Below are 25712 nucleotides of genomic sequence, written 5' to 3' on the forward strand. Positions count from 1 at the left end.
CTGGGACACTACAAGTAGATCCACGCCATGCGTGGATGATTTTCGTCAACGCAGCACGGGAACATCCATCCACGGGAACGGCTTGAACCCGAGCACCTGCACGGTCGCGCCGATCGCTTCAAAATCATCCTTGATCGCCTGTGCGCGACGCCGATCCAGTGCTTCACCCAGCACCAGCGGCAGCGCACGGCAGCGTGCCAACGCTTCACCCACCGGAATGTCGAGCAGGTGCGCCACGCGCTGTGCCGCAGCCTTGATCTGTTCGTCCGCACATCCCTCCAGCGTCAACCCGAACGCGGCGAAGATGCCCGGCCCTACCCCGGCTGCGTGCGCAGCGGCCTGCTCCGCAGCACCCGCCTCGCCCAATGCTTCATCGACACCCTCCACCTGCAGGAAGGCGTCGTACTCTGCGTAGTACGCCAACGCTTGGGCGTAATCGCGCAGGGAAGAAAGTGGACGCTGGCGCTTCTGCACATCCAGGACGTCAGCGAACGTAGCCGGTTCCAGGCAGGTCGACAGGCCCAGCGCCTGCGCGGCCTCGGGCACCTCACCGTCATCATCGAACGCGGCGTCTTCATCGGCCGGCAACCAGAAGCGCGCCTGCAGCAGGTCGTCATCGGTGGCGTGCACCCAACCGAAGGAGGCATACACCTCATCGTCATCGTTGCAGGCTGCGAACGCGTGCAGGGTCTGTTGCAGGTCCAGCAGCTCGATCATGCTTCGTTGCTCAGGCAAGCGGTCGTCGCCGAGTCTACCCGTGCCGGACGCAGGCCCAGCGCGATGACCACGCCGAGCGCGGCGAACAGCGCGGCGCCGTACTGTGCGTTGACCATACCCTGCAGGGCATCGGCACTGGTCGCTGCCTGCGTACCGCGCGCGGCATTGGCCACCATCACCAGTACCGCCAGCCCCAACGCGCCGCCGATCTGCTGTGCGGTGGCGGCCATGCCGGACGCGACACCCTGCTGTGGACCCGGCACGCCCTGCCCGGCCACGATCCACATCGCCGTCCAGCTCATGCCCTGGCCGACGCTGAGCACCACGATGCCCGGCAGCAGCGGCCAGTAGCCGGCGCCGTGCGGCATCGCCAGCGCCACTGCGGTGATGCCGATGGCACCGGCGGCGAAGCCCCAGGCCAGCACCTGCCGTGGCGAACGGCGCTGCAGCATGCGCTCGGCAATGCGGATGCCGAAGGTGCACACCAGCGTCGGCAGCAGGAAGGCCATGCCAGCCTGCAGCGGGCTCCAGCCGTAACCATCCTGGAAGTACAGCGCCAGGAAGTAGTACTGCACGCCATAGCTGCTCATGAACGCGAAGGTCAGGCCGAGTGCTGCACGCAGGCCAGGCAGGCGCAGCAGCGCGAACTGCATCAGCGGGTCACGGCTGCGCTTTTCGATCTGCACGAACACTGTCAGCAGTACAGCGGAAAGCAGCAGGCAGATGAGCGTGGCCGGCGCGGTCCAGCCCCACTCCGGCCCCTGCACCAGGGTGGTGACCAGCAGGCTGCCGCCAGCAGTGACGGTGAGGCAACCGGCCAGGTCGAAGGAACGGCCGCGCACGCGCGGGCCATCGGCCGGCAGCCATGCACCGGCGGCAACCGCACAGGCGGTCGCCAGCGGCACGATCACTGCCAGCACCGCCGGCCAGCCGAAGGCCTGGGTCAGCACGCCGCCCAGCAGCGTGCCCAGCGCCAGGCCCGCCGCACTGGCCATGCTCCAGATCGCCAGCGCGCGGTTGCGCACGGGGCCTTCCGCATACAGGGTATTGATCAGCGCCAGGGTGGCCGGGAACAGCAGCGCCGCACCGATGCCCTGCACCGCACGCGCCACAATCAGCAGCGTGGCGTTGGGCGCCAGCGCGCCCAGCAGCGAGGCCAGCGCGAACAGCAGCATGCCCAGCCGATAGAAGCGGCGCCGGCCCAGCAGATCAGCCGCCCGCCCGCCCAGCAGCAGGCTGCCGCCGAAGGCCACGGTGTAGGCGCTGACCACCCACTGCAGCTGCTGCGCATTGATCTGCAGCGCGCGGCCCATGTCGTGCAGGGCAACGAAGATGATGGTGGCGTCCAGGGCGATGATCAGCTGCGCGGTGGCCAGCAGGGTCAGCGCCCAGCGCGGGTATTTCAGGGGAGGCATGCGGCGCCCGGTTCGGAGGGGGGGACGGCAGTCTCATTGATGCCGGTGCATCAATAAACCCCCTTCGCGCGATTTCTGTCATGATTTTTGGCATGAATGGATCCTCGATGGACCTCAATGCGGTGCGCATGCTGGTGCAGGTAGCCGAAGCGCGCAGCTTCACCGTGGCCGCCGGCCAGCTCGGCCTGAGCCAGTCCGGGCTGTCACGCGCGATCGGCCGGCTGGAAGCGTCGCTGGGAGTGAAGCTGCTGCAGCGGAACACCCGCAATGTCGCGCTGACCCCGGATGGCCAGCAGTTCGTCGAGCAGGTGGGACCGTTGCTGTGCGGCATGGAAGACGCCGAGCGGCTGCTGGCCGACCGCCCCTGCACGCCCTCGGGCGTGCTGAAAATCAGCGCGCCCTCCATGTTCGGGCGCAAGGTGCTGGTGCCGTTGCTGGGGCCGTTGCTGGAACGGCATCCGCAGCTGCAGGTGGAAGCGGTGCTCAGCGACCGCCTGGTGGATCTGGTGGAGGAAGGCTTCGATGCAGCGTTGCGCACTGGCACCATCGCTGACCAGCGGATGGTCGCGCGTCCATTGAAGCCACTGCGCTGGGTGACCGTGGCCAGCCCGGCCTACCTGGCCGCGCAGGGCGAGCCGGCCGACGTGGCGGCATTGCAGGACCATGCCTGCCTGGCGGTGCGCAACCTGCGCAGTGGCCGGTTGGTGGACTGGCAGTTTCTGCAGGACGGGCAGCTGCGCGAGGTCACGCCGCCGACGCGGATGGTGTTCGACTGCGGCGATCCGTTGGTCGAAGCAGCGATCGCGGGCATCGGCATCGTGCAGGTAATGGATTTCGCCGTGGCCGACGCGCTGGCCGATGGTCGCCTGCAGCGCGTGCTGCAGCCGTTCGAAGGCCGCAGCCGCGCGTTGTCGTTGATCTATCCGCCGTCGCGGCAGCACTCGCCGAAGCTGCAGGTGCTGGCCGAGGCGTTGCTCGCCGGGGATTGGTAGATCCACGCGTTGCGTGGATGAGCGTTTCAAGGCAAAAGCAGCCAGGCATGGCCTGGCTCTACTGACCTGTAGTAGATCCACGCCACGCGTGGATACCGACCCGCAGTAGATTCACGCCATGCGTGGATACCGACCCGCAGTAGATCCACGCCATGCGTGGATGAATGCTTCGACGCGAGAGCAGCCGGGCATGGCCCGGCGCTACCGGCAAGGCGTTGCCGGCCAGCGGCCGGCACTACCATCGATCAGGCGAAACTATCGGTGGCCCGCACCAGCGCGTCGACGTTCTCGGCCTCGAACGCGGAGTGCCCCGAGGCCGGGGTGATCTCCAGCTTCGCCTTCGGCCACACCTTGGTCAGGTCCCAGGCGTTGGCCAGCGGGCAGACCACGTCGTAGCGGCCATGCACGATCACGCCCGGGATATCGGCGATGCGGTGCGCGTCGCGCAGCAGCTGGTCTTCCACTTCGAAGAAACCGCCGTTGACGAAGTAGTGGTTCTCGATGCGGGCGAACGCCAGCGCGAAATGCGGGTCTTCATGGCTGTTGATGAAGTCATCGTCCACATGCAGGAAGCTGGTCGCACCTTCCCACACCGCCCAGGCCTTGGCCGCATCCAGCCGCGTTGCTTCGTCTTCGCTGGTCAGGCGGCGATGGAAGGCGGAGATCAGATCGTGGCGCTCCACCGCCGGAATCGGCTTGAGGTAGTGCTCCCACGCATCCGGGAACAGGCGGTTGGCGCCTTCCTGGTAGAACCATTCCAGTTCCCAGCGGCGCAGCATGAAGATGCCGCGCAGCACCAGTTCGGTCACTCGCTGCGGATGGGTTTCGGCATAGGCCAGCGCCAGGGTCGAGCCCCAGCTGCCACCGAACACCTGCCAGCGATCGACCTTCAGGTGCTGGCGCAGCTTCTCGATGTCGGCAACGAGGTCCCAGGTGGTGTTGTCCACCAGATCGGCGTGCGGGGTGGAACGACCGGCGCCGCGCTGGTCGAACAGGATGATGCGGTACTTGGCCGGGTCGTGGAACTGGCGCATCTTGTCGCTGCAGCCGCCGCCCGGCCCACCATGCAGCATCACCACCGGCTTGCCGTCCGGGTTGCCGCACTGTTCGAAGTACAGCGTGTGGCGGTCGTCGACCTTCAGGGTGCCGACGTCGTAAGGGGTGATGGCGGGGTACAGCGTACGCATGCTTGCAGCTCCGTGGTGGTGCCCTGCCCTTGGCAGGAGAACCCCCATTCTAGGCCGGTCGCCGGCCCAGGGTGACCCGGTCGCGCTGCTCCAGGTCCTGCACGGTCTGCACGTCGCTGTAGACGGCCTGCTCGAACAGCGCGCGGATGGCATCGCCCTGGTCCCAGCCGTGCTCGATCAGCAGCCAGCCGCCGAGCTGCAGATGGTCGCCGCCGCCGGCGACGATGCGGCGGATGTCGTCCAGCCCATCAACGCCCGAGGCCAGTGCCGTGGCCGGCTCGAAGCGCAGGTCGCCCTGTTCCAGGTGCGGGTCGTCGCTGGCGATATAGGGCGGATTGCTGGCGATCAGATCGAAGCGCTCGCCGCGCAGCGGTCCGTACCAGTCGTCGCCCCCTTCGGCAAAACGCACGTTGCCCAGCTCGTGGCGCGCGGCGTTGCGGGCCGCCACCGCCAAGGCCGCGGCACTGGCGTCGGTGGCCAGCACCTGCGCCTGCGGCCGTTCGCTGGCCAGGGCCAGGGCGATGGCGCCGCTGCCGGTGCCGAGGTCGGCCAGCTGCAGCGCGCGGTCCGGTGGCAGGCGGTCCAATGCCAGTTCCACCAGCAGTTCGGTCTCCGGCCGCGGAATCAGGGTGGCCGGGTCGACCTCCAGGTCCAGCGTCCAGAAGCCACGGCGGCCGGTCAGGTAAGCCACCGGTTCACCCGCAAGGCGACGGCCCAGCAGGGCCTCGAAGGCGGCCTGTTCGGCGGCCGGCAACGGATCGGTGGCATGCGCGAACAACCAGCTGCGCGGCCGCTCCAGCACATGCAGCAGCAGCAGTTCGGCCTCATGGCGGGCGTCGACGCCGCCCAGCCGGGTACTCGCGTCGGTCACGACTTGGCGCAGGGTGGGTTCGGGTTGTAGAGACATCCGGCAATTGTAGAGCCGAGCCTATGCTCGGCTGCTGTTCGCGGTAGCCCCAGCCGAGCGTGGGCTCGGCTCTAAGGATCCACAGCCGAGCATGGCTCGACGCTAGAGAATGCTGGAATCCGTTCAGGTTCCGCCAGAGGGGATAAGGAGGGGCTATCAGCCCTCTTCACACGTCCAGGAAGATTTTCCTTGTCACACAGGCAGTTGCAGGATGGACGTGGCCGGGTTCAGTGCCTGCCCATTGGATTTTGATAGCCTGCCTCTATCAAATAGATGTAATCAATGCATTGTCCTTATCGAAACAGAACCAGTAACCTAGGTCCTGTCGATTCACCCACTCCCCTTCACCCAGAGGAAAAACGATGTCCCTGATCAACACCCAGATCCAGCCGTTCGAAGCCAACGCTTACCTGAATGGCGAGTTCATCAAGGTCTCCGACAGCACCCTGAAGGGCCAGTGGTCGGTCCTGATCTTCATGCCGGCAGCCTTCACCTTCAACTGCCCGACCGAGATCGAAGACGCCGCTGACCATTACGCCGAGTTCAAGAAGGCCGGCGCCGAGGTCTACATCGTCACCACCGACACCCACTTCTCGCACAAGGTCTGGCACGAAACCTCGCCGGCCGTCGGCAAGGCCCAGTTCCCGCTGGTCGGCGACCCGACCCACCAGCTGACCCGCGCCTTCGGCGTGCACATCGAAGAAGAAGGCCTGGCCCTGCGCGGCACCTTCATCATCAACCCGGAAGGCGTGATCAAGACCCTGGAGATCCACTCCAACGAGATCGCCCGTGACGTCTCCGAGACCCTGCGCAAGCTGAAGGCTGCCCAGTTCACCGCCGCCAACCCGAACCAGGTCTGCCCGGCCAAGTGGAAGGAAGGCGAAAAGACCCTGACCCCGTCGCTGGACCTGGTCGGCAAGATCTAAAGCAGTACCCGCAGTACCGGCCTGCCGCAGCCCCACGCTGCGGCGCGGCCTTCATCCCCGTGCCGGTCCCCCCGCCGGCGTGGGGGTGAACCCAAGACAGCCGAGCCCGCAAGCCAACGCGCGCCAGCCTTGGCCAGCCAGCCCCTTCCACGGTGTCGCTGTCTTGGGTTCACCCCTACCCCTCGCTGGTCCGCTACCTTCTACAGCGGTGCCACGCCCCCGTTTTGCCTGAAGCCAGGAGAAGACCATGTTGGACGCCAACCTGCAGTCGCAGCTGAAGACCTATCTGGAGCGCGTGACCCGCCCGATCCAGATCACCGCGCATGCCGACGACGGTGCCAAGTCGCAGGAGATGCTGGACCTGCTGCAGACCCTGGAAAGCCTGTCGGACAAGATCTCGCTGCAGGTGCTGCGTGATGGCCAAGGCCGCGTGCCGTCCTTCGACCTGGGCACGCCGGGCCAGGACATCCACCTGACCTTCGCCGGCCTGCCGATGGGCCACGAGTTCACCTCGCTGGTGCTGGCACTGCTGCAGGTCGGCGGGCATCCGTCCAAGGCCACCGCCGAGCTGATCGAGCAGGTACAGAACCTGGAAGGCGACTACAAGTTTGAAACCTACTTCTCGCTGTCCTGCCAGAACTGCCCGGACGTGGTGCAGGCGCTGAACCTGGCTGCCGTGCTCAACCCGCGCATCCAGCACGTGGCCATCGACGGTGCGCTGTTCCAGGAGGAAGTCGAGCAGCGCGAGATCATGTCGGTGCCGACCGTCTACCTCAATGGCGCCGTGTTCGACCAGGGTCGCATGACCCTGGAGCAGATCGTGGCCAAGCTGGATACCAACGCCAGCAAGCGCGATGCCGAGAAGATCGGCGCCAAGGAGGCCTTCGACGTGCTGGTGGTCGGTGGTGGCCCGGCCGGCGCCGCAGCGGCGATCTACGCTGCGCGCAAGGGCATCCGTACCGGCATCGCTGCCGAGCGTTTCGGTGGCCAGGTACTGGACACCATGGCGATCGAGAACTTCATTTCGGTGAAGGAGACCGAAGGCCCGAAGCTGGCCGCGGCGCTGGAGCAGCATGTGCGCGAATACGAGGTCGACATCATGGACCTGCAACGCGCCAGTGCGCTGGTGCCGGCCGGTGAAGACGGCCTGGTGCAGGTGCAGCTGGAAAACGGCGCGGTGCTGAAGTCGCGCTCGGTGATCCTGTCCACTGGTGCCCGCTGGCGGCAGATGAACGTGCCCGGCGAAGACCAGTACCGCAACAAGGGCGTGGCCTACTGCCCGCATTGCGACGGCCCGCTGTTCAAGGGCAAGCGCGTAGCGGTGATCGGCGGTGGCAATTCCGGCGTTGAAGCCGCCATCGACTTGGCCGGCATCGTGTCGCATGTGACCCTGCTGGAATTCGATTCCAGCCTGCGTGCCGACGAAGTGCTGCAGAAGAAGCTGCGCAGCCTGGCCAATGTCACCGTGCTGACCAGCGCGCAGACCACCGAAGTGCTGGGCGACGGCAGCCGTGTCACCGGCCTGGTCTACAAGGACCGTGTCGGCGGCGATTCGCATCGCGTTGAACTGGAAGGCATCTTCGTGCAGATCGGCCTGCTGCCGAACACCGAATGGCTGAAGGACACCGTGGCTCTTTCGCCGCGTGGCGAGATCGTCATCGATGACCGCGGGCAGACCAATCTGCCGGGCGTGTTCGCCGCGGGTGATTGCACGACGGTACCCTACAAGCAGATCATCATCGCGATGGGCGCCGGTTCGACCGCCGCACTGAGCGCTTTCGATCACCTGATCCGCTCTTCGGTTCCCAAGAGCAGCGGTGCGGTGGCCGAAGCGGCCTGATCCAACGTTCCCAGGCCATCGGGAGCACCATCAACCGGCGGGGCAACGCCATGCCGGTGCAGTACCCCGAGAGGTCTGAGGATGAACCTGCGTGACCTGAAATACCTGGTGGCCCTGGCCGATCACAAGCACTTCGGCCGGGCCGCCGCCTCCTGCTTCGTCAGCCAGCCCACGCTGTCGACGCAGATCCGCAAGCTGGAAGAGGAACTGGGCCTGCCGCTGGTGGAACGCGCGCCGCGCAAGGTGATGCTGACCCCTGCAGGCCACGAAGCGGCCGCGCGGGCACGGGTGATCGTGGCCGAAGTGGAGCAGCTGAAGGAAGCGGCGCGACGCAGCCGCGATCCGGAAGCGGGTACCGTGCGCCTGGGGATCTTCCCCACCCTCGGCCCGTACCTGTTGCCGCACGTGATTCCGCGCATCCGCAGCCGCTTCCCCGAGCTGGAACTGCTGCTGGTGGAAGAAAAGAGCGATGTGCTGCTGGAGCGCCTGCGCGAAGGCAAGCTCGACGCCGCACTGCTGGCACTGCCGGTGATCGACGACCAGCTTCATGCCGAATTCCTGTTCGAGGAGCCGTTCCTGCTGGCCGTATCCGGCCGCCATCCGCTGGCCACGCGCGAGCATCTGGACGTGCAGGAACTGGCCACGCAGAAACTGCTGCTGCTGGAAGACGGCCACTGCCTGCGTGACCAGGCGCTGGAAGTCTGTCGCCTGTTCGGCGCCAATGAAAAATCCGAATTCCGCGCCACCAGCCTGGAAACGCTGCGACAGATGGTCGCCGCCGACGTTGGCATCACCCTGCTACCCAGCCTGTCGGTACAGCCGCCGGTGCCGCGCTCGAACAACATCCGCCTGCTCGACTTCGTCGGCGAGGGCCGTCCCAGCCGGCGCATCGCCATGATCTGGCGCCGCAGCTCGGCGATGAACGAGTTCCTGATGGAGCTGGCCGAGCAGTTCAAGCGCCTGCCCGATGCGCTGTTTACGCTGGAGGCGTTGGCCCCGGCAAACGGCGATGCTGCCACCCCGCCCACGCCGGTGCTGAACGGCTGAGACACCGCAGCCGGGCCTCGAAACCGCCGGGAGTCGATTCCGGCCGCATTTGTCCCCACAATACAGTCAGGCGGCGCCAGCAGGTGCCGCCTTTTGCATGGCTTTCAACCAAGGAGCGTCACCATGAACACCGCCAGCGGCCTGCCGCCGTCGATCACCGTTTCCACCCTCGACATGGACCGCCTGGACGCCATGCTCGAATCTCCGGCAAACAGCCAGACGCCGGCCGCGCGTGCGCTTGCCGACGAACTCAACCGGGCGACCGTGTTGCCGCCAGACCAGATTCCCGAAGGCATCGTCATGATGCATTCGCGCGTGGAGTGCGAAGATGAAGTGTCGGGCGAAAAGCATGTCCTGACCCTGGTCTTCCCCCGCGAAGCCAATGTCGATGAAGGCAAGGTGTCCGTGCTGGCGCCCGTGGGCAGCGCCCTGCTTGGCCTGGCCGTGGGCCAGAGCATCGACTGGACCGCCCCCGGCGGCCGCAAGCTGCGGCTGCGCGTGAGCGCGGTCCACAACGACCGTCCCTGACCTGCGCTGCGTACCGCGCGCGATCAGTTTCCCTGCAATCCCCGCACCAGGAGCCGTAATGAGTACCCCGTCCAAACTGTCCCAGCTGCGCGAACTGTCCGTGGTCGTTGCCGATACCGGTGACTACGAGGCGATCAAGCGCTTGCAGCCGGTGGACTGCACCACCAATCCGACCCTGGTGAAGAAGGCGCTGGACCTGCCGGTCTATGCGGAACTGATCGAACGCGAACTGGCCTGGGGCCGCCAGCAGGGCGGTGACCGCGAGACCGTGGTGCACGCCGTGGCCGACCGCCTGACCATCGGCGTCGGCGCGCTGCTGAGCACGCTGGTACCGGGCCGTGTGTCCACCGAAGTGGATGCCGACCAGGCCCATGACACTGCCGCGACCGTGGCCAAGGCCCGCCAGTTCATCCAGATGTACGCTGATGCTGGCGTGCCGCGCGAGAAGATCCTGATCAAGATCGCCGCGACCTGGGAAGGCGTGGAAGCCGCGCGCGTGCTGCAGGCCGAAGGCATCGACTGCAACCTGACCCTGATCTTCAACCCGACCCAGGCACTCGCCTGCAGCGAAGCCGGCGCGTTCCTGATCTCGCCGTTCGTCGGCCGCATTCTCGACTGGTACGTGGCCAACGGCCAGACCCCGGCGAACATCGACGAAGACCCGGGCGTGGTGTTCGTGCGTGGCGTGTATGCCGAATTCAAGCGCCGCGGTTCGCCGACCGTGGTGATGGGCGCCTCGTTCCGTTCGACCGCGCAGATCGAAGCGCTGGCCGGCTGCGATCGCCTGACCATTTCGCCGGACCTGCTGGAGAAGCTGGATGCCGACCACGGCGTGCTGCCGCGCAAGCTGGTGGCCGGTGCCGCTGAAGTGGTGCAGGTGACGCCGATCGACGCGACGACGTTCGCTGCGGACCTGGCGGCCGATCCGATGGCAACCGAGAAGCTGGCGACCGGTATCGATGCATTCGCCAAGGATCTGGAAGCGCTGCGTCAGCGGATCCGCGAGGCGCTGTGAGGATTCCGGCCAACGGCTGAGCCCCTCGTGGGGGGGCGCTCAAGGCAGATCGTGGGATTGGCAGGGCGGGTGGGCCATGCAGGGGACGCTGCAAGTACGTCCATGTAAGCTCGGTCGCCGCATCCATGCGGCTCACGCCCCTGCACGGCCCACCCGCCCTGCCTTCGACAATTTCCTGCGGCGGTCCGCCACGGAAGAAAGAAAAGAAGAGCAAAAGCGGGTCGCGCGCTACGCGTGCTCACAAACAAAAAGGACGCGGCGAATGCCGCGTCCTTTTTGTTTTCTATCAGGTCGTCAGTAACCCAATGCTCTTGCCCACCGTCACCGGGAAACTGTCGAAGGCGGGACGGGTGCAGATGGCGGGACCGTCCACGGCATGGATGCCGTGGCCGAGCCCCCAGGGATGGGTTTACGGCGTGTCCCGCCATCTGTACCCGTCCCGCCAAACCCACAGCAACCCAGAGCCGCTTTGGCTTTGGCTTTGGCCGTTGCTTTCAGCTTCTGCCCGCCGCAGGCGGACCACCGCGCGTCAGCGCGGCACCTCCACATCCAACCCGATCGGGCAGCTCACGCCGGTACCGCCGATGCCGCAGTAACCGTTCGGATTCTTCGCCAGGTACTGCTGGTGATAGTCCTCGGCGTAGTAGTTCTCAGGCGCCGGGTACACGATCTCGGTGGTGATCGGGCCATAGCCCGCTGCAGCCAACTGCGCCTGGTAGGCCTCGCGGCTGGCCAGCGCCGCCGCGTACTGCGCCTCGTCGGTGGCGTGGATCGCCGAACGGTACTGGGTGCCGGTGTCGTTGCCTTGGCGCATGCCCTGGGTCGGGTCATGGCTTTCCCAGAACAGCTGCAGCAGGCGCTCCAGGCTCACCACCGCCGGGTCGAACACCACCTGCACCACCTCGGTGTGGCCGGTCAGGCCTGAACAGACCTCTTCATAGGTGGGGTTCGGGGTGATGCCGCCGGCATAGCCCACCGAGGTGCTGTACACGCCCGGTTCGCTCCAGAACTTGCGCTCGGCGCCCCAGAAGCAGCCCAGGGCGAAGCGGATCTGCTGCAGGCCGGCGAAACGGTCCTTCAGCGGATGGCTGTTCACGAAGTGCTGGTTGCTGTGCAGCGGCAGCGGTTGCTCGCGGCCCGGCAGCGCTTCTTCCGGGCGCGGCAGGCGCTGCTTGAAGGCCCCGATGCCGAGGATGCCCTGTCCGATTCCCAACATGATGCGCTCCTACGCCGGAAGGCCGGCAATGTCGTCGGCATCTGAAATGGGGTCGCTGGGGGCGTGGCCCAAGTCCAGCGCGGCGACGATGTCCTCGGCCTGCGGGCGCGCGGCGTCGGGGATCCCGACCCGCAGCACGCCGAACAGCGGCAGCTCGCCCATGCCACCCAGCAGCGACTCGCCGAACACGAAGGCCGGGATGCCGGCGTCTTCCAGCGCGTGCTTGACCAGGTGGGCGTCGAACAGATTGTCGGCCTTGTACACGATGTGCATGCGGCAGCTCCGTGGGACAGGATTCCAGCATACGCCCGGGGGCTGAATGGTGCCGCGGGTGGCATCCGCGGGTTGCCGGCCAGCGGCCGGCACTACAGACGACGCGGGTAGTGCCGGCCGCTGGCCGGCAACACCAACCATCCATGCCCGCCCACCGGGCAGCCCTTCCCGGTAAGCGTTAGACTGGCAATCTTTCTGCCTTACTTTCGCCGACTCATGTCAGAGCACACCCCCGCCAGCCCCGAGACCCCCGCCGACAGCCACGAGAAGCGTGATTTCATCCGCCAGATCGTGCGCGAGGACCTGGCCAGCGGTAAGCACCAGGCGATCAAGACCCGCTTTCCGCCGGAGCCGAACGGCTACCTGCACATCGGCCATGCCAAGTCGATCTGCCTGAACTTCGGCATCGCCGGTGAGTTCAGTGGCGTCTGCAACCTGCGTTTCGACGACACCAACCCGGCCAAGGAAGACCCGGAGTACGTGGCCGCGATCCAGGACGACGTGCGCTGGCTGGGCTTTGAGTGGAACGAGCTGCGCCACGCCTCGGACTACTTCCAGACCTATTACCTGGCCGCCGAGAAGCTGATCGCCGACGGCAAGGCCTACGTCTGTGACCTGTCGGCCGAGGAAGTGCGCGCCTACCGCGGCACCCTGACCGAACCGGGTCGTCCCTCGCCGTACCGCGAGCGCAGCGTCGAGGAAAACCTCGACCTGTTCCGCCGCATGCGTGCCGGTGAATTCCCCGATGGCGCGCGCACCGTGCGCGCCAAGATCGACATGGCCAGCGGCAACATCAACCTGCGCGATCCGGCGCTGTACCGCATCAAGCACGTCGAGCACCAGAACACCGGCAACGCGTGGCCGATCTACCCGATGTACGACTTTGCCCATGCACTGGGCGATTCGATCGAGGGCATCACCCACTCGCTGTGCACGCTGGAATTCGAAGACCACCGCCCGCTGTACGACTGGTGCGTGGACAACGTCGACTTCGCCCACGATGACGCGCTGACCCAGCCGCTGGTCGACGCCGGCCTGCCGCGCGAAGCGGCCAAGCCGCGCCAGATCGAGTTCTCGCGCTTGAACATCAACTACACGGTGATGAGCAAGCGCAAGCTGATGGCGCTGGTCACCGAACAGCTGGTGGACGGCTGGGAAGACCCGCGCATGCCGACCCTGCAGGGCCTGCGTCGCCGCGGCTACACGCCGGCGGCGATGCGCCTGTTCGCCGAGCGCGTGGGCATCAGCAAGCAGAATTCGCTGATCGATTTCAGCGTGCTGGAAGGCGCGCTGCGCGAAGACCTGGACAGCGCCGCACCGCGCCGCATGGCCGTGGTCGACCCGGTCAAGCTGGTGCTGACCAACCTCGCCGAAGGCCACGAAGAGCAGCTGACCTTCAGTAACCATCCGAAGGACGAGAGCTTCGGTACCCGCGACGTGCCGTTCGCACGTGAGCTGTGGATCGACCGCGAGGACTTCGCCGAAGTGCCGCCGAAGGGCTGGAAGCGCCTGGTTCCCGGTGGCGAAGTGCGCCTGCGCGGGGCCGGCATCATCCGCTGCGACGACGTGATCAAGGATGCCGACGGCACCATCACCGAGCTGCGCGGCTGGCTGGATCCGGAATCGCGCCCGGGCATGGAAGGCGCCAACCGCAAGGTCAAGGGCACCATCCACTGGGTCAGCGCGGTGCACGGCGTGCCGGCCGAGATCCGCCTGTACGACCGCCTGTTCTCGGTACCGAACCCGGACGACGAATCGGAAGGCAAGACCTACCGCGACTACCTCAATCAGGAATCGCGCCGCACCGTCACCGGCTATGTCGAGCCGGCGGCTGCCACCGCTGCGCCGGAACAGTCGTTCCAGTTCGAGCGCACCGGCTACTTCGTTGCCGACCGCCGCGACCACACCGAAGCCAAGCCGGTGTTCAACCGCAGCGTGACCCTGCGCGACACCTGGTCGGCCTGAGCACCTGCGCGGGCGCCGCGAAGGCGCCCGCGTCATCCTGCAACTGCCTCATCCTCTGCTGAAGCCTGCGTAGCCGACCCTCGGTAACGGCAGGCCTTGCTGCGCGAGCGCAGGCATGCAATGCCACCGCGCAGCCGCTGTCGGCGTCATCATCCCCTCCTCGCCCCTGTCAGGCCCTGCCATGTCCGCTGCCCCGAGTGCACTTCTGCCGCTGCTGCAACAGGTCCTGCTGGGCCGTGACATCGCCTGCACCGTCGAGGGTGATGACCTGCTGCTTGGCAGCGGCCTGCAGCTGACGCCGCACAGCGTCTCCAGCAACGAACGCGACAACGGCGGCTGGCAGACCTCCACCGTCATCGAGACCCGTCACGCCGGCCTGTTCGCCGATGGCCTGTTCGAATACCAGCACGCCAATGGCGCGACCGAACAGGAGTCGTTGCTGTCCGGCTTCGACACCTGGGTGCGGGTGGATCTGGCGACCCTGCAGGCCGCCGTCGGTGCCGAAGACGCACCGGATCTGCCGATGATGGGGCTGACCTACCCGAGCGGCGACGAAGGCGAAGAACACGAGCGCACCGTGGTGCTGGGGCCGCTGGCCCATTACCGCGCCCGCGAACTGGACGACGCTGCCGCATGCAGCGAGGACGACCACGGCTCCTGCCCCTGCTGCCTGTTCACCAAGAGCATCGATGCCTTCGACGACCTGCTGAAGGCCCACCACTTCCTGGCCATCCGCCTGTTCGCGTCGCGCGACGAGCAGGGCCAGTGCGAAGCCGACTGCCGGGTCAACGGCCATGACTTCGCCCCTGCCCTGCCGCTGCTGCGCGCCTATGCCGCGCGCTGGCCGCAGGCGGGGCTGGAGTTCCGCAAGCAGTACGTGGTGATCCGCACCGGCTCACCGTCACCGGCCTGAATCCAGCGCGCACGCCCGGTACATGCCACTGCCGCTACACTGCGCGCCGACATCTGCTGCACCTGTTCCTTTCACTCCCAACGAGGCACCCCCGCGATGCTGTACGCGCAAGTCCACCTGACCCTTCCCGCCTGGATCCACGACCAGATCGACCTGGATCGTCGATATCCGGGCGACGAGGCCAAGGTCGCGCTGGCGATCGAGCTGTCGCGGCTGAACGTCGACCACGCCAGTGGCGGCCCGTTCGGCGCCGTGGTGTTCGGGCCGGATGACAAGGTGATCGCCGCCGGCGTGAACCGGGTGATGCCGCACTCGACCTCGCTGGCGCACGCCGAGAACATGGCCTACATGCTGGCCCAGCAGCGCCTGCAGACCCCGCGCCTGAACACGGTGCTGTCGCCCATCACCCTGGCCACCAGCTCGCAGCCCTGCTGCCAGTGCTACGGCGCTACCGTGTGGGCCGGCATCGACCGCCTGCTGATCGGCGCGAGTTCGGCCGACGTGGAAGAACTGACCCCGTTCGATGAAGGCCCGCTGCCGGCCGACTGGGTGGGCGAACTCAACAAGCGCGGCATCGAAGTGGTGCAGGGTCTGAACCGCGATGCGGCGCGCAGCGTGCTGCGTGCCTATGGGGAAAGCGATGGCGCCCGTTACTGAGACCGGCATCGGCCTGCTGTGCCTGTGCCGGCAGGGCTTCGAGCCCGAGCTGGCCGGCGAACTGCAGTTCCGCGCAGGCGCTGCCGGTTTTGCCGGTTACGCCCGCACCCAGCGCAATGATGGCTACGTGCTCTTCATGTGCGATGAAGCCGCGGCGCTTGCACCGCGACTGCCGTGGCGCGAGCTGATCTTCGCCCGCCAGAAGCTGGTGGTGCTGGCCGAGCTGCCGCAGCTGGACCCGGCCGACCGCATCACCCCGATGCTGGAAGTGCTGGCCGATGCGCCGCGCTTTGGTGATCTGTGGGTGGAGCATCCCGATTCGGACGCTGGCAAACCGCTGTCCGGACTGGCGCGTGCGTTCGGCAATGCCCTGCGCCCGGCGCTGCGCAAGGCCGGCAAACTCAGCGACAAACCCAACGCACGCCTGCCGCGCCTGCACGTGGTGTTCGTCGATGGCACCCACGCTTTCATCTGCGTGGCCAACCCGGACGACAGTGCACCCTGGGCGTTGGGCATTCCGCGCCTGAAGCTGTTGCCCGACGCACCCTCGCGCTCGGCATTGAAGCTGGATGAGGCACTGCTGACCCTGCTTGCCCCGGAAGAACGCGAAGCGCTGGTTCGCCCGGGCATGCGCGCGGCCGACCTCGGCGCGGCACCGGGCGGCTGGACCTGGGTGCTGACCCGCCAGCACGTGCATGTGCTGAGCATCGACAACGGCCCGCTGCGCCAGCACGTACTGGACACCGGCCTGGTCGAGCACCTGCGTGCCGATGGCTTCCATTGGCATCCGGAGCAGCCGCTGGACTGGATGGTCTGCGACATGGTCGAGCAACCGCGTCGCGTCGCCGAACGCATGGCCACCTGGTTCCGCGAGGGCTGGTGCAGGCACGCGATCTTCAACCTGAAGCTGCCGATGAAGAAGCGCTGGGACGAAACGCGCCTGTGCCTGGACCTGTTCCAGGACCAGGCCGGCAAGCCGCTGGTGGTGCGTGCCAAGCAGCTGTACCACGACCGTGAGGAAATCACGGTGCTGGCGTCGCCGCTGCGCTGATGAACACCCCGCGCATTTCCCTGCTGCTGTGTACCGCGTTGCTGGCATCGCCGGCGCTGGCACAGCCGGTGCGCCCGCAGCCGGCACAGAGTGCTCCGCTGCGCGATGACAGTGGCGTGGTCCGCCAGCAGTCACTGTCGCCCGGCCGGGTGACCGGCAGCGTCGACATCGTGGTGCCGCTGGGCGAAACCCCGGTAACGGTGCGTTCGCTGGCGCCGGCCAGCGTGGTCGGCCAGTACCGCATCCATTTCGCCGAGCTGGACGTGGACGGTGATGGCTTCATCAGCCGTGAGGAGGCGCAGGTGAACCCGGCGCTTGCCGACGAGTTCAACGCATTGGACGTGAAGCGTCGCGGCAAGCTGGACCGCGCCGATCTGGCCGGTTGGCTGGTGGATTGAGCCCGCTGCGGTAACGGTATCCACGCATGGCGTGGATCTACCGACGGCGGTAGCGCCGGGCCATGCCCGGCGGAATCCATGAACCGCGCTGCGCGCTCGCCGGGCATGGCCCGGCGCTACCGGTGGATGATCCGGGGCACGCGCGCCAACCTTGGTTGGCACCCAGCGGTCATACCCCTGCGGCGCGCTTCCAGAAGGCCTGCACCAGCGGCGGCCACTTGCCCACGCAGCCCAGCGCGCGGCCACGCGCCAGGGTCAGGTGCATCTCGTCGTTGGAGAACAGCCCGTTGATCGCGTCGAAGCTGTAGGCGGCGATCTGGTTGTCGCTGCGACGCTCGCGCGCCCAGCGCTGCACGCGCTGCGGCGACAACCGGGGTTGCCCACGCCGTTCGGCCGATGGCGCCAGCCAGTGCTGCAGGGCGGCGACGTCGCGCAGGCCGAGGTTGACGCCCTGCCCGGCCAGCGGATGCACTACGTGGGCGGCATCGCCCAGCGCCAGCACGCGACCGGCCACGTAGTGGCGGGCCAGCTGCCGGCGCAGCGGGAACGCCGCGCGCGGCGAGGCCAGCCGCAGTTCGCCCAGGCGCGCGGCGAAGGCGCGGGTCAGCTCACGATTGAATGCGTCTTCGTCCAGGGCCAGTACGCGTGCCGCCTCGTCGTCGGGCAACGTCCAGACGATGGAGCTGCGATGCTCGGCCACCGGCAGCAACGCCAGCGGACCGGTCGGCAGGAAGCGCTGCCAGGCCGTGGCCTGGTTGGGCAGCTCGCTGTCCACATAGGCGACCACCCCGCGCTGCTGGTAATCGTGGCGCTCGACCTCGATCCCGGCCAGTCCACGCAGGGTCGATTCCGCACCGTCGGCGGCCACGGCCAGCGCGGCTTCGATGCGACGGCCATCATCCAGGCGCAGGCGCACACCGTGCTCGTCCTGTTCGAGCGCTTCCACGCGCGCCGGGCAATGCAGCTCCACGCCGGCGGCCGGCAACGCCGCCCACAGGCGATCCTGCAGCAAGCCGTTCTGGACGATGAAACCCAGTTCGCGACGGCCGAAGCGGTCCGCGTCGAACAGCAGGTCGTCGCCACCGGCCGCGTCCCACACCTGCATGCGCCGGTATGGCCAGGCGCGTGCCTGCGCGATCGTCGGCCACACGCCGAGACGCTGCAGCAGCTGCACGTTGTCGGCGGCGAAGGCGAACACCCGCAGGTCCGGCTGTGCGGCCTGCCACGGCGCAGGTTCACGGCCTTCCACCAATGCCACTGCAAGACCAGCATCGGCCAAGGCCAGCGCACAGGCAGCGCCGACCACGCCGCCACCCACAATGGCCACGTCCAGGCGTGCGCGCCGGTTCATGCGCCTTCTCCACGGCACAGACGCGGCACGTCGCCACGGAAGCCCATCGCACCACCGACCAGCATCGACTGCACCGAGGCGCGCTGTGCGGCCACCAGGCCCAGGCTGCGCAGGGGGCGCAGCAGCGGCGCCGGATTGCTGGTCAGGCGGGCAAGACCACCGGAGAACGCCACCGTCTGTCGTCGATCTTCTTCGCGGCGGGCTACGTAGGACCGCAGCAGCGCATCACTGCCAGCGTCGCCCTCCACTTCCAGCAGCTCGGCCAACGTCAACGCATCGCGCAGGCCGAGGTTGAAGCCCTGTGCACCCAGCGGATGGATGGTCTGCGCGGCATTGCCAAGCAGCACCGTGCGCTCCCCCACCAGCGCGCGCGCCATTACCTGGATCAGCGGATAGGCGCTGCGCGGACCAGAGTCGAGCAGGCGACCCGCACGCCAGCCGATGGCCTGCTGCAGGCGCTGCAGCCACGCGCTGTCGTCCAGCGCCATCACCGCTTCGGCCTGGTCACGGGCGACGCCATGCACGGTGCCGAAATGGCGGTCGCCACGCGGCAGCAACGCCGTCGGGCCGGTATCGGTGAAGCGCTCCCAGGCGGTGCCATCGGGCGCACGCTGGCTGCGTACGCGGGCCACGAACAGCGTCTGCTGGAAATCGTGGCGATCAACTTCGATGCCCAACGCATCGCGCACCCCGCTGCTGGTGCCGTCGGCACCGACCACCAGCCGCGCCAGCAGCACGCGCTCGCCGCTGTCATCGGCCACCCGCACCTGGCGGTAACCATCAATCACATCGCCCAGACCAAGGAAACGCATCGGCCGGTAGCGGCGCAGTCGTGGCAGCTCCTGCAGCCGGCTTTCCAGCGCCTGGCCGAAATCACGCGCCACCACCACCTGGCCGAACCACGGCCGGTCGTAATCCGTTGCATCGAGCTGCACGCGGCCGAAATCACCGGCGCGGCTGACATGGATGCGGCGGATCGGGCCTGGTGCCATCGACAGCTTCTGCATGACCCCAAGCGCGGTCAGCGCGTTGATGGTGGCTGCGGCAAAACTGAGGTTGCGCTGGTCGAACACCGCTGGCAGTTCACCCGCCGGGCTGGCTTCGAGCAGGCCCACGTCGCGGCCCAGCCGGTCCAGGGCGATGGCCAGGCTGGCACCCACCAGACCACCACCGACGATCAGCACGTCATGTCGTTCACTCATGGGCGCATGATACGCGCTCGCCGCGCCTGCATGCCCGGCACGGCCCCGCCTGCGCCCAGCGTCGCGCCGGGCTAGAATGAAACCTGAATCCGCTCCGGCCCCCACCGCCATGTCCGACTCCGCACCCCGCGCCTTCGTCCTGTCAGTGCTCGTGCTGTTGCTGGCGGCGACCCGCGTCAATCACTTCGCGGCAATCCCGGACGCCTCCTGGGCCGTGTTCTTCATCGGCGGCTTCTACCTCGCCCGCTGGACCCGCTGGGCGTTCCCGCTGCTGATGGTGTTCGCGGTGCTGGTCGACTGGATCGTGATCCGCAGCAGCGGCCTCGATTTCTGGCAGCACTACTGCGTGTCGCCGGGCTACTGGCTGCTGTTGCCGGCGTACTTCGCCATGTGGGCCGGCGGCATGCTGCTGGGCCGCAACTACCGCAGTGCGCAGTGGTCGGTGCTGGGCAAGGGTGCGTTGCTGCTGGTGGCGTCGGTGGCGCTGTGCCATCTGCTGGCACAGGGCGGTTTCTACTGGACCAGCCAGAACGTGGCCGAGCCGACCGTGGCCGGCTGGGCGCAGAACTACGCACAGTGGTTCGGCCCCTACCTGCGCACCACCGCGATCTACGTGGCCCTGGCCGCCGCACTGCAGCTGGCCGTGGAGCAGGTGCTCAAGCTCCTGCAGGCCCGCCGCGACATCCATCACTGAGCCGCGCCATGGGTCATCGCCTCTCGCGCATCTACACCCGCACCGGCGACGACGGCAGCACCGGCCTGGGTGACGGCAGCCGGGTCGGCAAGGACGATCTGCGTGTTGCCTCCTATGGCACCGTCGACGAAGCCAATGCCACGCTCGGCCTGTTGCTGGCCGTGCCGCTGCCGGAGGACGTCCGCGCGCTGGTCGTGCACCTGCAGCACCAGCTGTTCGATCTGGGCGCTGAACTGTGCGTTCCCGGCCATGCCGCGATCCACGCCGCCGACGTATCGGCTCTGGAACAGCAGCTGGACCACTACAACGCCGACCTGCCGATGCTGAAGGAGTTCATCCTGCCGGCCGGTGGCGAGGCCGCCGCGCGCTGCCACCTGGCCCGTACCGTGGTCCGCCGCGCCGAGCGCGACACGGTGGCCCTGGCCCGGGTGGAACCGGTACGCAGCGAAGCGCTGCAGTACCTCAACCGGCTGTCAGACCTGCTGTTCGTGCTGGCCCGGGTGCTGGCACGGGCCGATGGCCACGGCGAAGCGCTGTGGCAACCACAGCATCGCCAGCGCTGAGCCGCCATGCTGGTCTTCACCCATCCCGCCTGCCTGCTGCACGATCCCGGCCCTGGCCATCCTGAATGCCCGCAACGCCTGCAGGTGGTGCTCGATGCGCTGCATGAGGCTTTCCCCGGCCAACTGGAGTGGCGCGAAGCGCCACCGGCGAAGTTTGGCGAACTGACCCGGGTCCACGACAGCGCGCTGCTGGATCTGGTGCTGCAACCGCAGACCGCACCGCTGCGCCAGCTGGACATGGACACCTGGACCTCGCCGGGTTCGGCCAGTGCCGCGGTGCATGCCGCCGGCGCAGGTGTCGCGGCCGTCGATGCAGTGATGCTGGGTGAGGATCCACTGGCCTTCTGCGCGGTGCGCCCGCCCGGTCACCACGCCACCAGCAGTACCGCGATGGGCTTCTGCCTGCTCAACAACATCGCCATCGCCGCCGCCTACGCCCGCGATCGCCACGGTCTGGAGCGGATCGCGGTGGTCGATTTCGATGTCCACCACGGCAACGGCACCCAGGACATCTTCCAGCACGACGCCCGGGTGTCCTACTACAGCACCCATCAGGCAGGGCTGTTCCCCGAATCCGGCCTGCGCCGTGACCGCGGCGCCGGCAACCTGATGAACATCCTGCTGCCACCGGGCAGTGGTGGCTTCCGCTTCCGCAACGTCTGGGCCGACGAGATGCTGCCGGCGATCGACGACTTCCGCCCCCAGCTGCTGTTGATCTCGGCCGGCTTCGATGCCCACCTGCGCGATCCGCAGGCCGACCTGATGCTGGAGACCGACGATTTCGCCTGGATCACCCGCGAACTGCACGCGCTGGCACGCCGCCATGCCGCTGGCCGGGTGGTGTCGATGCTGGAGGGCGGATACGACCTGCAGGCCTTGGCCGAGTGCAGCGTGGCCCATCTGCAGGCACTGATGGCGACACCTTCCGGCAACGGGCCTGGATGAACCCGAACCGGCAATCCGGGGAGGCCTTCATTGCCCCTATGCAAGGGATGGGGCAAGCTACCGTCCGTTTTCGCCCGAATCCGAACCGCGTGCGCCGAGCCCTCCGCCTGCTTCCCCTGCCCCTGAGCATCGCCGTCTGCCTTCCGGCATGGGCCGATGACAAGCCGCTCAACTGGGGCCTTTGCCCGGCCACGGACGTGATCCCTGCGTTCACCGACGCGCCGACGCCGGTGCCCGGCCAGGACAAGGCTGCCGCCAGCGCTGCGCGCGAGCAGCAGCCCACCGACATCGAGGGCGACCAGTTGCTGGGCACCACCACCGTGCCGCAGTACCAAGGCAATGTGGCGCTGCGCCGGGGCGACCAGTTCGTCGGCACCGACAAGCTCAGCTTCGATACCGAAAGCGGCAACTACGTCGCCGACGGCAACGTCCGTTACCAGGATGCCTCGATCCGGATGGTCGCCAAGCGCGCCGAGGGCAACCAGGAAAGCGACACCCACAAGATCACCGACATCCAGTACCAGCTGGTGTCCCGCCGCGGCAATGGCGAAGCCGAATCGGTCGACCTGCAGGGCGCGGTCGGGCAGATGCACCGCTCCACCTACACCACCTGCGACCCGTCGCAGCCGGTATGGCGGCTGACGGCGCCGGAAATCGAAGTCGACAATGACGAAGGCTTCGGCACCGCCCGCAACGCGGTGCTGCGGATCGGCAAGGTGCCGATCCTGTGGGCGCCCTACTTCAAGTTCCCGATCGATGACCGGCGCAAGACCGGCCTGCTGTTCCCGCAGCTGGGCATGTCCGGCCGCAACGGTTTCGATTACGCACAACCGATCTACTTCAACCTGGCGCCGAACTACGACGACACGTTGACCCCGCGCTACATGAGCCGGCGCGGCCTGATGCTCGACAATGAGTTCCGCTACCTCTACGAGGGCGGCCGTGGCGAACTGCTGACCGCGTTCATGCCCAACGACAAGCTGCGCGACCGCGACCGCGGCCGGGTGATGTTCGGCGGTTACCACAACCTCGACGACCACTGGCAGGCACGCGCCAACCTGGCCTGGGTCAGCGACGAGCGCTATGTGGAGGACTTCGCCAACCGCCTGGTGGGTGTCACCGCATCGAACCTGCAGAGCACCGTGGGCCTGTACGGCACCGGCAAGAACTGGACGGCCGGCATCATGGCCGACCGCTGGCAGCTGACCGACTACACCCTCGACGAACGCGCGCTGGCCTACAACCGCCAGCCGCGCCTGTACGTCAACTGGGACAAGCCGCTGCTGCCATGGCTGGAGACCGGTGTCTATGCCGAGGCCGTGCGCTTCACCCACGACGACATCAATTTCAAGTACGACGCCAGTGCCGGTCCCGACCTGCAGTACACGCGCAACGGCCAGACCCAGCGCATGTACGGCGGCTCGCGCCTGGATGTGAAGCCCTACGTGTCGTTCCCGATCAGCGGCGCGGCCTGGTACATCACCCCGACCCTGGCCTACCGCTATACCGGCTACGAGCTGGACCGCGGGCTGGCCGATGCCACCCGCAGGAGCATCCTGGTCTCGCAGGGCATCGATCCGAACACGGCCACGCCGGAACAGCTGCGCGGCAATACCTCGCCCAGCCGCAGCCTGCCCATCGCCAGCCTCGACGCCGGCCTGTTCTTCGATCGTGAGACGAAGATCGGTGGCAAGTCGTTCCTGCAGACCCTGGAGCCGCGCCTGTTCTACCTGCGCACGCCCTACCGCAACCAGGACGAGCTGCCGATCTTCGATACCCGCGACTTCACCTTCAGCTGGGGCCAGCTGTTCCGCGATTCGCGCTATACCGGCGCGGATCGCCAGAACGACGCCAACCAGCTGACCCTGGCGCTGGGCACCCGCTTCATCGACCAGACCACCGGCAAGGAACGCTTCTCGGCCTCCATCGGCCAGATCCAGTACTTCGACGAATCGCGGGTGTCCGTGACCCCCGGTGGCGCGCCGGTGGAAAAGGGCAAGTCGGCCTGGATCGCCGACGGCAACTACATGATCAACGACCGCTGGACGCTGGGTGCCACCTACCAGTGGGATCCCAAGTACAAGCGCGAGGACCTGGCCAGCGTCCGTGCCCGCTACCTGATGTCCAACGACGGCGTGGTCAACCTGAGCTACCGCTACCGCATCAATTCCGGTGCCCCGGCCAATGCCAACAAGCACGACCGTACCCTGCTGGAACAGGCCGACCTGTCGTTCCTGTACCCGCTGAACGAGCGCTGGAGTCTGGTGGGCCGTTATTACTACTCGCTGCAGGACAAGGAACCGCTGGAGATCATCGGTGGCGTACAGTGGGACAGCTGCTGCCTGGCCGTGCGCGCCGTGGCCCGCCGCTACGTGCGCAACCGCGAAGGCGAAATGAACAACTCCATCCAGCTCGAGTTCGTGCTCAAGGGCTTGAGCTCCCTCGGCCAGGACACGGACCGCACTTTGCGCCGTGCTATCCTCGGCTACAACCGCGACGACCTTTATCTCGTGCCGCCCAGCAACACCGGAACGACCCGCGATGACTACGATCCGAATCAGATCCCATGACCAAGAGCTTCCCCGTTCTCCTCGCATCGCTTCTGGCGGTGTCCAGCGTGTCCGCCCCCCTGCAGGTTCTTGCGCAGGAGGCCCAGCCGTTGGACCGCATCGCTGCTGTCGTCGATGAGGACGTGATCCTGCAGAGCGAGCTCCAGCGTGCGATCGCCAACATCAAGGCGCAGTACGCCGGCCGTGAGGCCCAGCTGCCCCCTGATGACGTGCTCAGCCGCCAGGTGCTCGAGCGCCTGGTGCTGGTCAAGCTGCAGGTGGCCCGTGCGCAGGGCAGCGGTATCCATGTCGGCGACCAGGAACTGACCCAGGCGATGAACGCCATCGCCCAGCAGAACGGTTCGACCCTGGATGCCCTGCGCCAGCGCCTGGCCAGTGACGGCATCGATTTCAATGATTTCCGTGCCTCGGTGCGTGACGAGATCACCGTGCAGCGCCTGCGCCAGAGCTTTGCGCAGAGCCGCATCAGCGTCAGCGAAGGCGAGGTCGATGCGGCCCTGAAGCAGCAGGCCGATGCCGGCAACCAGTTCCACCTGGCGCACATCCTGGTCGCCCTGCCCGACGGCGCCACTGCCGAGCAGATCGCCACCGGCCAGAAGAAAGCCGACGGCGTGAAGGAGCTGCTGGACAAGGGCGAACTGGACTTCAATGCGGCGGCCGTGCGCTATTCCGACAGCCCCAATGCACTGGAAGGCGGCGACCTCGGCTGGCGCACCCTGGATGAAATCCCGGCGGCGTTCGCACAGACGATGCAGCAGATGAAGCCTGGCGAAGTGGTTGGCCCGATCCGCGGCCCGAGCGGCTTCCAGCTGCTGAAGCTGGTGGAAGTGCGTGACGCCAGCGCGGCGGCAGGCACCCACACCGTCACCGAGTACCACGGCCGCCATATCCTGGTGCGCGTGGACGATGCACAGTCCGACGCGGCCGCCAAGGCCAAGATCGATACCCTGCGCGCCCGCATTGCCGGCGGTGCCGACTTCCAGCAGGTGGCCAAGGAATCGTCCGAGGACACCAACAGCAAGGGCCAGGGCGGCGATCTGGGCTGGTTCCCGGCCGACGCATTCGGCCCGGCCTTCGGCCAGCAGGTGGCAGGCATCCAGGACGGCGGCGTGAGCCAGCCGTTCCGCACCGATGCGGGATGGCACATCGTGCAGCGCGTAGGCACCCGCCAGACCGACGTCGGCAGCGACAACCAGCGTGCCCAGGTCCGCGAGACCATCGGCCGCCGCAAGCTGGAAGACGAGTACAACCGCTTCCTGCAGGAACTGCGTGGCGAAGCCTACGTCAGCTTCCGCAGCGGTGACCGGGCGGAAAATACCGCCACGCCGCCGCAGTCCTGA

Annotated in this window: 24 protein-coding genes; 16 read left to right on the forward strand and 8 right to left on the reverse strand. The window is 67.3% G+C overall.

The genetic code is table 11. The annotated features are described in order from the left end of the window. Positions 1-45: 45 nt before the first annotated feature. Both H3005_RS16435 and H3005_RS16440 read right to left on the reverse strand, forming a co-directional pair. Positions 46-717: a hypothetical protein gene (locus tag H3005_RS16435; RefSeq protein WP_191078593.1), complete on the reverse strand. Its 672-nt coding sequence runs from the start codon at positions 715-717 to the stop codon at positions 46-48. Then, positions 714-2132 (reverse strand): MFS transporter, encoded by a 1419-nt coding sequence (locus tag H3005_RS16440; protein ID WP_191078594.1) that lies wholly within the window; start codon positions 2130-2132, stop codon positions 714-716. The genes H3005_RS16435 and H3005_RS16440 overlap by 4 nt, the downstream gene beginning before the upstream one ends. Positions 2133-2239: 107 nt before the next feature. Between H3005_RS16440 and H3005_RS16445 the strand changes: the two genes are divergently transcribed. Beyond that, a complete protein-coding gene (locus H3005_RS16445; RefSeq protein ID WP_191078612.1) occupies positions 2240-3124 on the forward strand; it encodes a LysR family transcriptional regulator in 885 nt (294 codons plus the stop codon). Between the two features lie 245 nt (positions 3125-3369). On the opposite strand, the gene pip is transcribed toward H3005_RS16445, so the two are convergent. Then, complete coding sequence (gene pip / locus H3005_RS16450; protein ID WP_100551616.1) at positions 3370-4311, reverse strand: prolyl aminopeptidase; 942 nt, start codon at positions 4309-4311, stop codon at positions 3370-3372. Positions 4312-4360: 49 nt separating this feature from the next. Beyond that, positions 4361-5218 (reverse strand): peptide chain release factor N(5)-glutamine methyltransferase, encoded by an 858-nt coding sequence (gene prmC / locus H3005_RS16455; protein WP_100551615.1) that lies wholly within the window; start codon positions 5216-5218, stop codon positions 4361-4363. A 362-nt stretch (positions 5219-5580) separates the two neighbouring features. Between prmC and ahpC the strand changes: the two genes are divergently transcribed. The 5 genes from ahpC (at position 5581) to H3005_RS16480 (ending at position 10574) form a co-directional block, all read left to right on the forward strand. Next, positions 5581-6144, forward strand: coding sequence for an alkyl hydroperoxide reductase subunit C (gene ahpC / locus H3005_RS16460; protein ID WP_025877950.1), 564 nt, complete (start codon positions 5581-5583; stop codon positions 6142-6144). Positions 6145-6391: 247 nt separating this feature from the next. Then, entirely contained in the window at positions 6392-7984 is a 1593-nt protein-coding gene (ahpF, locus tag H3005_RS16465; RefSeq protein WP_191078595.1) for an alkyl hydroperoxide reductase subunit F, read from the forward strand. Positions 7985-8065: 81 nt separating this feature from the next. After that, positions 8066-9031, forward strand: a complete 966-nt coding sequence (locus H3005_RS16470) for a LysR substrate-binding domain-containing protein (protein WP_191078596.1) — start codon at positions 8066-8068, stop codon at positions 9029-9031. A 123-nt stretch (positions 9032-9154) separates the two neighbouring features. Continuing rightward, on the forward strand, positions 9155-9559 hold the full coding sequence (rnk, locus tag H3005_RS16475) for a nucleoside diphosphate kinase regulator (RefSeq protein ID WP_089238903.1): 405 nt from the start codon (positions 9155-9157) through the stop codon (positions 9557-9559). Between the two features lie 58 nt (positions 9560-9617). Beyond that, on the forward strand, positions 9618-10574 hold the full coding sequence (locus tag H3005_RS16480) for a transaldolase (protein ID WP_191078597.1): 957 nt from the start codon (positions 9618-9620) through the stop codon (positions 10572-10574). Positions 10575-11103: 529 nt separating this feature from the next. On the opposite strand, the gene msrA is transcribed toward H3005_RS16480, so the two are convergent. Both msrA and H3005_RS16490 read right to left on the reverse strand, forming a co-directional pair. Beyond that, positions 11104-11769: a peptide-methionine (S)-S-oxide reductase MsrA gene (msrA, locus tag H3005_RS16485; RefSeq protein WP_191078613.1), complete on the reverse strand. Its 666-nt coding sequence runs from the start codon at positions 11767-11769 to the stop codon at positions 11104-11106. 30 nt (positions 11770-11799) lie between these two features. Next, on the reverse strand, positions 11800-12063 hold the full coding sequence (locus H3005_RS16490; protein ID WP_191078598.1) for a DUF2007 domain-containing protein: 264 nt from the start codon (positions 12061-12063) through the stop codon (positions 11800-11802). Positions 12064-12279: 216 nt separating this feature from the next. Between H3005_RS16490 and H3005_RS16495 the strand changes: the two genes are divergently transcribed. The 5 genes from H3005_RS16495 (at position 12280) to H3005_RS16515 (ending at position 17047) form a co-directional block, all read left to right on the forward strand. Beyond that, positions 12280-14028, forward strand: a complete 1749-nt coding sequence (locus H3005_RS16495) for a glutamine--tRNA ligase/YqeY domain fusion protein (protein ID WP_191078599.1) — start codon at positions 12280-12282, stop codon at positions 14026-14028. A 181-nt stretch (positions 14029-14209) separates the two neighbouring features. Further along, positions 14210-14941 (forward strand): DUF6348 family protein, encoded by a 732-nt coding sequence (locus H3005_RS16500; protein ID WP_191078600.1) that lies wholly within the window; start codon positions 14210-14212, stop codon positions 14939-14941. A gap of 96 nt (positions 14942-15037) precedes the next feature. Beyond that, positions 15038-15598: a nucleoside deaminase gene (locus H3005_RS16505; RefSeq protein ID WP_191078601.1), complete on the forward strand. Its 561-nt coding sequence runs from the start codon at positions 15038-15040 to the stop codon at positions 15596-15598. Then, positions 15582-16649 (forward strand): 23S rRNA (cytidine(2498)-2'-O)-methyltransferase RlmM, encoded by a 1068-nt coding sequence (gene rlmM / locus H3005_RS16510; RefSeq protein ID WP_191078602.1) that lies wholly within the window; start codon positions 15582-15584, stop codon positions 16647-16649. The genes H3005_RS16505 and rlmM overlap by 17 nt, the downstream gene beginning before the upstream one ends. Beyond that, positions 16649-17047, forward strand: a complete 399-nt coding sequence (locus H3005_RS16515) for an EF-hand domain-containing protein (RefSeq protein ID WP_191078603.1) — start codon at positions 16649-16651, stop codon at positions 17045-17047. The genes rlmM and H3005_RS16515 overlap by 1 nt, the downstream gene beginning before the upstream one ends. Before the next feature lie 169 nt (positions 17048-17216). On the opposite strand, the gene H3005_RS16520 is transcribed toward H3005_RS16515, so the two are convergent. Next, positions 17217-18398 carry a UbiH/UbiF family hydroxylase gene (locus tag H3005_RS16520; RefSeq protein ID WP_191078604.1) on the reverse strand — a complete coding sequence of 394 codons (1182 nt, stop codon included), beginning with the start codon at positions 18396-18398 and terminating at the stop codon, positions 17217-17219. Then, positions 18395-19600, reverse strand: coding sequence for a 2-octaprenyl-6-methoxyphenyl hydroxylase (gene ubiH, locus H3005_RS16525; protein WP_191078605.1), 1206 nt, complete (start codon positions 19598-19600; stop codon positions 18395-18397). The genes H3005_RS16520 and ubiH overlap by 4 nt, the downstream gene beginning before the upstream one ends. A 109-nt stretch (positions 19601-19709) precedes the next feature. Between ubiH and H3005_RS16530 the strand changes: the two genes are divergently transcribed. From H3005_RS16530 to H3005_RS16550, 5 genes are all read left to right on the forward strand, one after another. Then, positions 19710-20294, forward strand: a complete 585-nt coding sequence (locus H3005_RS16530) for a hypothetical protein (protein ID WP_025877927.1) — start codon at positions 19710-19712, stop codon at positions 20292-20294. An 8-nt stretch (positions 20295-20302) separates the two neighbouring features. Next, a complete protein-coding gene (locus H3005_RS16535) occupies positions 20303-20857 on the forward strand; it encodes a cob(I)yrinic acid a,c-diamide adenosyltransferase (RefSeq protein ID WP_089238883.1) in 555 nt (184 codons plus the stop codon). Positions 20858-20863: 6 nt separating this feature from the next. Continuing rightward, entirely contained in the window at positions 20864-21802 is a 939-nt protein-coding gene (locus H3005_RS16540; protein ID WP_100551605.1) for a histone deacetylase family protein, read from the forward strand. A gap of 89 nt (positions 21803-21891) precedes the next feature. Continuing rightward, positions 21892-24372, forward strand: coding sequence for an LPS-assembly protein LptD (gene lptD, locus H3005_RS16545; RefSeq protein WP_331273774.1), 2481 nt, complete (start codon positions 21892-21894; stop codon positions 24370-24372). Then, positions 24369-25712 (forward strand): peptidylprolyl isomerase, encoded by a 1344-nt coding sequence (locus tag H3005_RS16550; protein WP_191078607.1) that lies wholly within the window; start codon positions 24369-24371, stop codon positions 25710-25712. The genes lptD and H3005_RS16550 overlap by 4 nt, the downstream gene beginning before the upstream one ends.

The organism is Stenotrophomonas sp. Br8 (genome assembly GCF_014763005.1).
Taxonomy (GTDB): domain Bacteria; phylum Pseudomonadota; class Gammaproteobacteria; order Xanthomonadales; family Xanthomonadaceae; genus Stenotrophomonas; species Stenotrophomonas lactitubi.